Origin of the sequence: Devosia sp., from assembly GCF_041917035.1 — a bacterium.
Taxonomy (GTDB): Bacteria; Pseudomonadota; Alphaproteobacteria; order Rhizobiales; family Devosiaceae; genus Devosia_A.
Map to the genome: position 1 here is coordinate 1 of NZ_JAYRYM010000211.1, position 6,514 is coordinate 6,514.

A 6,514-nucleotide genomic window follows, 5' to 3' on the forward strand; every position below is an offset into this window, starting at 1 on the left:
GGACGCTGCGATCGCCGATGCCGAGTGGCAGGCCCGCCTCGCCCGCAACTCCACCTTCGGAGTCTTCGAAGGCGCCGAGCTGGTCGGAACGGCCACCTTCACGGTCGAGGCCGGTGCCAAGACCGCGCATCGCGGCCATCTCGTCGGCGTCTACCTGAGGCCGGGCGCCCGCGGCACCGGGGCGGCGCAATTGCTACTGGAGGCGGTGCTGGACGCGGCGCGGCACAAGGTGCGCTTCCTCTACCTGATCGTGAACGACGCAAACCACCGTGCGAAGCGGTTCTACGAACGCTTCGGCTTTACCGTCTTCGGCCAGGACCCGGGCGGCCTCATGGTCGACGGAACCCTGTACCAGGACTGCCTGATGATGCTGCGCCTCACCGAGGGCAGCGGAAAGTGATGAGTAGCAAATGACCGACCCCAATTTCTCCCCGCGCGAGATCGTCGCCGAACTCGACCGCTATATCGTCGGGCAGGCCGATGCCAAGCGCGCCGTCGCCGTGGCGCTGCGCAACCGCTGGCGGCGCCAGCAGCTGCCCGAGAGCTTCCGGCAGGAAGTGACGCCCAAGAACATCCTGATGATCGGGCCGACCGGCGTCGGCAAGACCGAGATCTCGCGCCGTCTGGCGAAGCTGGCCCAGGCGCCGTTCATCAAGGTCGAGGCGACCAAGTTCACCGAAGTGGGGTATGTCGGCCGCGACGTCGAGCAGATCGTGCGCGACCTGGTCGAGGCCGGCATCTCGGTGCTGCGCGACAGGAAGCGCGCCGATGTCGCGGCGCAGGCCCACCGCAATGCCGAGGAGCGTGTGCTCGACGCACTGGTCGGCTCGTCGGCCTCGCCCTCCACCCGCGACAGCTTCCGCTCCAAGCTGAGAGGCAACGAACTCGACGATCGGGAGATCGAGGTCGAGATGGCACCCTCGGGTCCCTCGGGCGGCTTCGAGATTCCCGGCATGCCGGGCGCCAGCGTCATCAACATCCAGGACATGCTGGGCAAGGCCTTCGGCGGACGCGCGGTCAAGCGCAAGGTCAAGGTCAAGGACGCACATGCGCCGCTGATGGCCGAGGAGGCCGACAAGCTGCTCGACATGGACGCGCTCAACAAGGAAGCGGTCGATCTCGTCGAGAACCATGGCATCGTGTTCATCGACGAAATCGACAAGGTCGCCAACCGCGAGGGCAGCTATGGCGGCGGTCCGTCGCGGGAGGGCGTGCAGCGGGACCTCTTGCCGCTGATCGAGGGGACGACCGTGTCGACCAAGCACGGGCCGGTCAGGACCGACCACATCCTGTTCATCGCCTCGGGCGCCTTCCATGTCTCCAAGCCCTCGGACCTGCTACCCGAGTTGCAGGGTCGGCTGCCGATCCGGGTCGAGCTGAAGGCGCTGACGCGATCGGACCTCATCGAGATCCTCAAGGACACCGACGCGAGCCTGATCAAGCAATATGTGGCGCTGATGCAGACCGAGGGACTGACGCTGGACTTCACCGAGGATGCGATCGAGGCAATCGCCGATGCGGCCGCCAAGGTGAATGCCACGGTCGAGAATATCGGCGCGAGACGGCTCTCCACCGTCATGGAGCGGCTGGTCGAGGACATCTCGTTCGAAGCCCCGGACAAGCAGGGTCAGACCATCCGGATCGACGCCGCCTATGTCGAGAACCGCATCGGGAAGATGGCTGCCGATACCGACCTCAGCCGCTTCGTGCTGTAGCGGACGAGGCCTGCGGCAGCGCAGCCTCGTGCAACGCCGCGATCGCCTCGCCCAGCATGGCGTGGACGTCGAGCCGCCCGCCGTCCGCGAGCGCGACGCGGACGCGCTGCACGGTGTGGCCGTTGTACAGGCTCACCATGAAGTCGGCGACGCCCAGGTCGCCGTAGCGATCGAGCGGAACGGCGACCGTGTCGACGACGAGGCGGGTGCGCCCGGCGGCGAGATCGAAGAGGTGGCCGAGCGAGGGGTGGCGACGGGCCAGGTCGGCGCGAAACTCGAGGATGTCGTCGGCGGCCGGGGCGGCGGCGAACAGCCGGTCGGCGCAGGCGTCGGCGAGCATCGCGCAGAGCATGGCCTTGCGGGACGAGAGCGGCGCGGCCCGCGCGGCAACGAACTCGGCCTCGAGATAGGCCAGGTGTCTCGCGAGGTCAGCCGAGGTGCTTATGGAAGAACTCGAGGCTGCGGGCCGAGGCCTTCCGGCAGGCGGCTTCGTTGAAGTTCTGCGGCCGGTCGCTGTTGCAGAAGCCGTGCACGCCGTCATAGACGTGGATGCCGACACCCGGGTGCCGGGCCTTCAGCGCCTCGACCTGCTCGAGCGGGATGCCGGTGTCCTTGTCGCCGTAATGCATCTCGGTCGGGATCTTCGGCTCGAGGTCGATGTAGCCCAGTATTCCGCCGCCATAGTATCCCGAGGCGGCGCTGAGTCCGAGCCCGAGGCCCGCCGCCTGCCAGCTGACGCGGCCACCGAAGCAGAAGCCGGTGATGCCGACCTTGCCGGCGACGGCCGCCACCGCGACGGCGGCCGCAACATCGAGCGGGGCGGTGGCGTTGTCGAACCTCTTCATCATCTCGCCGATGATCACGAACTGATCCGGCCCGTAGTTCTCGCTCTCGTAGCCCATGTCGAGCCGGTCGAACATGGCGGGCGCCACGGCGAGGTATCCGTGCCGGGCGTAGCGATCGACGACCGAGCGCACCCAGCTGTTGACGCCCCAGACCTCCTGGATGACCACCACGCCGGCCCTCGGCTTTCCCTCCGGAGCGGCGCGGTAACCGTTCAGAACGAATCCGTCCGATGCCGTCAGCTTGATCCGCTCGCCCATGATGATCCCCTCCCGATAGTGCGGCCAGCATGCATGTTTCAGCGGCAAGTGCCAGCCGGGGCTAGCGGGTCCGCTTCACGACTTCGTTCCTGATGAACGACAGGTCCTCGGGCGACAGGCGGCCGATGGCACGCGCCAGCTGGTTCGCCAGTTCGGTGGCCTCGGGCGCCATGCCGGCCGTGTCGATGGTGATTCTGGGATCGGACATCTCGGCCAGCCGCTGCAGCTCCTCGGCCTCGTCCCAGATGACGTTGAAGTAGTGGATGATGCGCTGCAGCAGCATCCAGGTCGGCCTGCCGCGCCGCCCGTGCTCGAGGGCCGACAGATAGGCACTGGAGACGTTGAGGGCGCCGGCCATCTCCTTGAGCGTCACGCCGCGTTGCTCGCGCAGCTGCCGCAGGCGGAGGCCGAGCGGGGTCACCGGTAGTCCCTTTCGCGCCGCAGCCGCACATAGAAAGCCCCGTCGCCGCCGTGGCCGTGGGCAGCGACCTCCCAGCCGGCGACCAGCGGACCGAGCTCCGGGCCCGACAGCCAGACCGGCAGCATGGCGCGCAGCACGCCGCGTTCGACGATCACGGCGGCATCGTCGGAGAGCTTCTTCAGCCCCTTGCCGGTGATGACGAGGAGGGTCCGGTCGCCGCGCGCCCAGCGCGCCGAGACGAACCGGTTGAGCGCCTGGTGGGCCTCCAGCTGACGCATGCCGTGCAGATCGATGGTACCGTCGATGGCCTCTCGACCGCGCTGCAGGCGCTGCCGCAGGTTGGGCTCGATGCCCTGCCGCGGCTGCCGCGACGGACGGCCGTCGGACTGGTATGCCGGCATAGGAGGCAGGAGCCGGCGGGGCTTGGCCGCGGGGGCCGGCGCCGGGATGGGGAGCGGGGTGTCGCTCAGGTCGACCAGCGGGAGGTGCTGCGGGCGCAGCGGCGCAACCGTGCGCGACACCTCGGTCCACAGGTGCCAGTCGGGCAGATGCGGTCGGCCGTCGCTGCGGCGCTTCGACATCGGAGCGTTCCCGGCCGTCCAGCCTATTCGAGCTGGCTGGTGGCGACGAGCTTCCAGTTCGGGTCGCGCGACTTGGGATTGCGCGCGAAGGTCCATTCGTCGGCGATGCCGGTCACGAGGTCGGCATTGCCCTCGATCAGCGTGCCATCCTTGTCCCGCGCCGCCGAAACCACCTCGGCGTGGAAGCGCACGCTCACCTGAACGGCGCGCTTGTCGGCCTCGGCGGCAGAAATCTCGACCTTGGGCAGGCCGACAAAGGTGAAGTCGATGCGCCGGCCGGCGGCCTCGCGATCCTTGATGGCGCGCTCGAAGCCGTCATAGACCTCCTTGTCCAGCAGGTTCTTCAGGGTCTGGCGGTCCCCGGCGGCGAAGGCGGTGACGATCATTTCGTAGGCCGCCTTGGCGCCGTCCATGAAGCTCTTGGGCGAGAAGCTCGAATCGGCCTCGACGATGGCCTTGAGGCCAGCGGCGACGGCCTCGTCCCCATGCGCGAACTGGGTCACCTCGGCCTCGAGCTTGCGGGCCTGACGCTCGGCATCCTCGTTGGTCTGCTCGGCAGCAGGACGCGGCCGCATCGGCACGACATTCTCGTCGGCGGCCTTGGCCGGCGCCTCGCTGCGCCGCTCGACGGGAGGCCGCTCGCGACCGGTGCGGGTGCCGAGCACCTGGCGCAGCCGGAACAGCACCACGATCGCAAGACCTATGACGATCAGGGTGGGAATGTCGAAGAACTCGTCCATCGGTGCGGGTACTCGGGGGGTCTCGGATAAGGGACGGCTCGCAGAGCCGGACTGATGCGCCTATATATAGGGAAAGGCTTTGCCGGAAACCAGTTCACGTTTGGCTGAGGGTTGTCCGCAAATGCCAGTGCAAAAAGGAATGTCCGTGGGCCGCGCCCTGTTTCTCGTCTTCCTCGCCGTGCCGCTGATCGAGATCGCATGCTTCGTCCTCGTCGGGCAGGCGATCGGCCTGTGGCCGACGCTGGCCGGGGTGCTGGTCACCGCGCTGGCCGGAGCGGTGGTGCTGCGCCGCCAGGGCACGGCGCTGCTCGCCGAGATCCGGACGAGGATGGGACGCGGCGAGCTGCCGGCCCGGGCGCTGGCCGATGCCATGCTGGTGGCGGTGGCGGGCGTCCTGCTGCTGACGCCGGGCTACTTCACCGACCTGATGGGCCTGTTGCTGCTGGTGCCGCCGGTGCGCGGGCTGATCTACGCATACCTGCGCACCCGCTTCACGGTGGTCTCGGCGAGCGCCGAAGGCTACGGCTACGGGCGGGGCTCTGGCACTGTCGAACTCGACGATGACGAGTGGCGACCGCGCTGAACGCGGCGTTCTCCTTGTCGGTGCGGGCCAAAGATGCTAGCGAGCGCGCCAAAATAGGCCCACGAGGAACCCCACCATGGCTGACGAAACCCCAACCGGCGCTGCGCCGGCCAATGCGACCGCCCCGAGCTACAGCCTCGTCGGCCAGTATATCCGCGACCTCAGCTTCGAGAATCCGGGTGCACCGGGATCGGTCATGCTGGGCGGGCCGAACCCGCAGTTCTCGGTGAGCATCAATGTCGGGGTCAAGAAGCAGGCCGACGATCTCTACGCGGTCGAGATCAACCTGACGGCCAAGGCCGAACGCGACAGCACCGTGCTGTTCAATGTCGAACTGGTCTATGGCGGCGTGTTCAGGCTGCGCAACGTGCCGGAGACCACCCTGCCGCCGCTGCTGATGGTCGAGTGCCCGCGCATGCTGTTCCCGTTCGCCCGGCACGTGCTGGCCAACACGGTACAGCTCGGCGGCTTCCCGCCGCTGATGATGGAGCCGGTGGATTTCAACGGGCTCTACCTGCAGAACCTCAAGAACCTGCAGGCGCAGTCCGCCGCGAACGCCGCCAACTGACGGCTACTCGGCGGCAACGGCCGCGTCGGCGTAGCTCAGCCATACCGCGTCGGCACCGAGGGTGCCGACAAGGGCGGCATGTGCCTCGCGCTCGGCGTCGGTCAGCCGGGGCGGCAGCGGCGTCGGTCGGACCCGCGCCGGGCGCAGTTCGACATCGACGCTGATCTCGACGCGCGTCTCGGCGATCAGGGTCAGGGCAACCTGGCGGCCGCCGATCAACTCGAGATAGACGTCGGCGAGGATCTCGCTGTCGAGCAGGGCGCCATGCAACGTCCGGCGGGAGTTGTCGACGCCGTAGTGCTTGCACAGGGCATCGAGGCTGACGCGGGCGCCCGGATGGACCTCGCGCGCCACCATCACCGTGTCGATCACCGGGTTGCCGAGGCCGGGGCGGCCGATCCGCTCGAGTTCGGCGTTGAGAAACGCCATGTCGAACGGGGCGTTGTGAATGATCAGCGTCGCATCGGCGATGAAGGCGAGGAATTTGTCGGCCTCGTCGGCGAAGCGCGGTTTGTCGCGCAGGAACTCGCTGGAGAGGCCGTGCACGCGATACGCCTCCTCCGGCATGTCGCGTTCCGGATTGAGATAGACGTGGAAGTGCCGCCCGGTCGGGATGTGGTTGATCAGCTCGACGCAACCGATCTCGACGACACGATCGCCGGTCACCGGCGAGAGCCCGGTGGTTTCGGTATCGAGGACGATCTCTCGCTTCATCGGCTGGTCCCGGCTGGCGCGTCGAGCCTCCGGACCAGGGCGGCGACCGCCCGCCGGGTCGCCGCGATCGGTCCGGACGTCTCGAAGAC

The 6,514-nt window shown here is 68.1% G+C and carries 10 protein-coding genes; 4 read left to right on the forward strand and 6 right to left on the reverse strand.

What is annotated here, in order from left to right; genetic code table 11:
* Both ACE3TU_RS17270 and hslU read left to right on the forward strand, forming a co-directional pair.
* Window positions 1-400, forward strand: a 400-nt coding sequence (locus ACE3TU_RS17270) for an N-acetyltransferase family protein (RefSeq protein ID WP_374626431.1), incomplete at its 5' end; no start/stop codon positions are given.
* A 10-nt stretch (window positions 401-410) separates the two neighbouring features.
* Window positions 411-1,715: an ATP-dependent protease ATPase subunit HslU gene (gene hslU, locus ACE3TU_RS17275; protein WP_374626433.1), complete on the forward strand. Its 1,305-nt coding sequence runs from the start codon at window positions 411-413 to the stop codon at window positions 1,713-1,715.
* Here hslU and ACE3TU_RS17280 read toward each other — a convergent pair.
* The 5 genes from ACE3TU_RS17280 to ACE3TU_RS17300 form a co-directional block, all read right to left on the reverse strand.
* Entirely contained in the window at window positions 1,696-2,055 is a 360-nt protein-coding gene (locus tag ACE3TU_RS17280) for a hypothetical protein (RefSeq protein WP_374626435.1), read from the reverse strand. The two genes, hslU and ACE3TU_RS17280, sit on opposite strands and share 20 nt — an antisense overlap.
* An 88-nt stretch (window positions 2,056-2,143) precedes the next feature.
* A complete protein-coding gene (locus ACE3TU_RS17285) occupies window positions 2,144-2,818 on the reverse strand; it encodes a dienelactone hydrolase family protein (protein ID WP_374626437.1) in 675 nt (224 codons plus the stop codon).
* Window positions 2,819-2,879: 61 nt separating this feature from the next.
* The gene (locus ACE3TU_RS17290; protein WP_374626439.1) at window positions 2,880-3,239 is read right to left on the reverse strand and encodes a helix-turn-helix domain-containing protein; all 360 of its coding nucleotides are present in this window, start codon (window positions 3,237-3,239) and stop codon (window positions 2,880-2,882) included.
* Complete coding sequence (locus tag ACE3TU_RS17295) at window positions 3,236-3,820, reverse strand: Smr/MutS family protein (RefSeq protein ID WP_374626442.1); 585 nt, start codon at window positions 3,818-3,820, stop codon at window positions 3,236-3,238. The genes ACE3TU_RS17290 and ACE3TU_RS17295 overlap by 4 nt, the downstream gene beginning before the upstream one ends.
* A gap of 23 nt (window positions 3,821-3,843) precedes the next feature.
* On the reverse strand, window positions 3,844-4,560 hold the full coding sequence (locus ACE3TU_RS17300; RefSeq protein ID WP_374626444.1) for a Tim44/TimA family putative adaptor protein: 717 nt from the start codon (window positions 4,558-4,560) through the stop codon (window positions 3,844-3,846).
* Between the two features lie 139 nt (window positions 4,561-4,699).
* Between ACE3TU_RS17300 and ACE3TU_RS17305 the strand changes: the two genes are divergently transcribed.
* Window positions 4,700-5,143: an FxsA family protein gene (locus ACE3TU_RS17305; protein WP_374626446.1), complete on the forward strand. Its 444-nt coding sequence runs from the start codon at window positions 4,700-4,702 to the stop codon at window positions 5,141-5,143.
* Between the two features lie 76 nt (window positions 5,144-5,219).
* Window positions 5,220-5,711, forward strand: coding sequence for a protein-export chaperone SecB (secB, locus tag ACE3TU_RS17310; RefSeq protein ID WP_374626448.1), 492 nt, complete (start codon window positions 5,220-5,222; stop codon window positions 5,709-5,711).
* Window positions 5,712-5,714: 3 nt separating this feature from the next.
* Here the strand turns inward: secB and dnaQ are convergent, their stop codons facing one another.
* Window positions 5,715-6,425, reverse strand: a complete 711-nt coding sequence (gene dnaQ / locus ACE3TU_RS17315) for a DNA polymerase III subunit epsilon (protein ID WP_374626450.1) — start codon at window positions 6,423-6,425, stop codon at window positions 5,715-5,717.
* Between the last annotated feature and the right edge of the window lie 89 nt (window positions 6,426-6,514).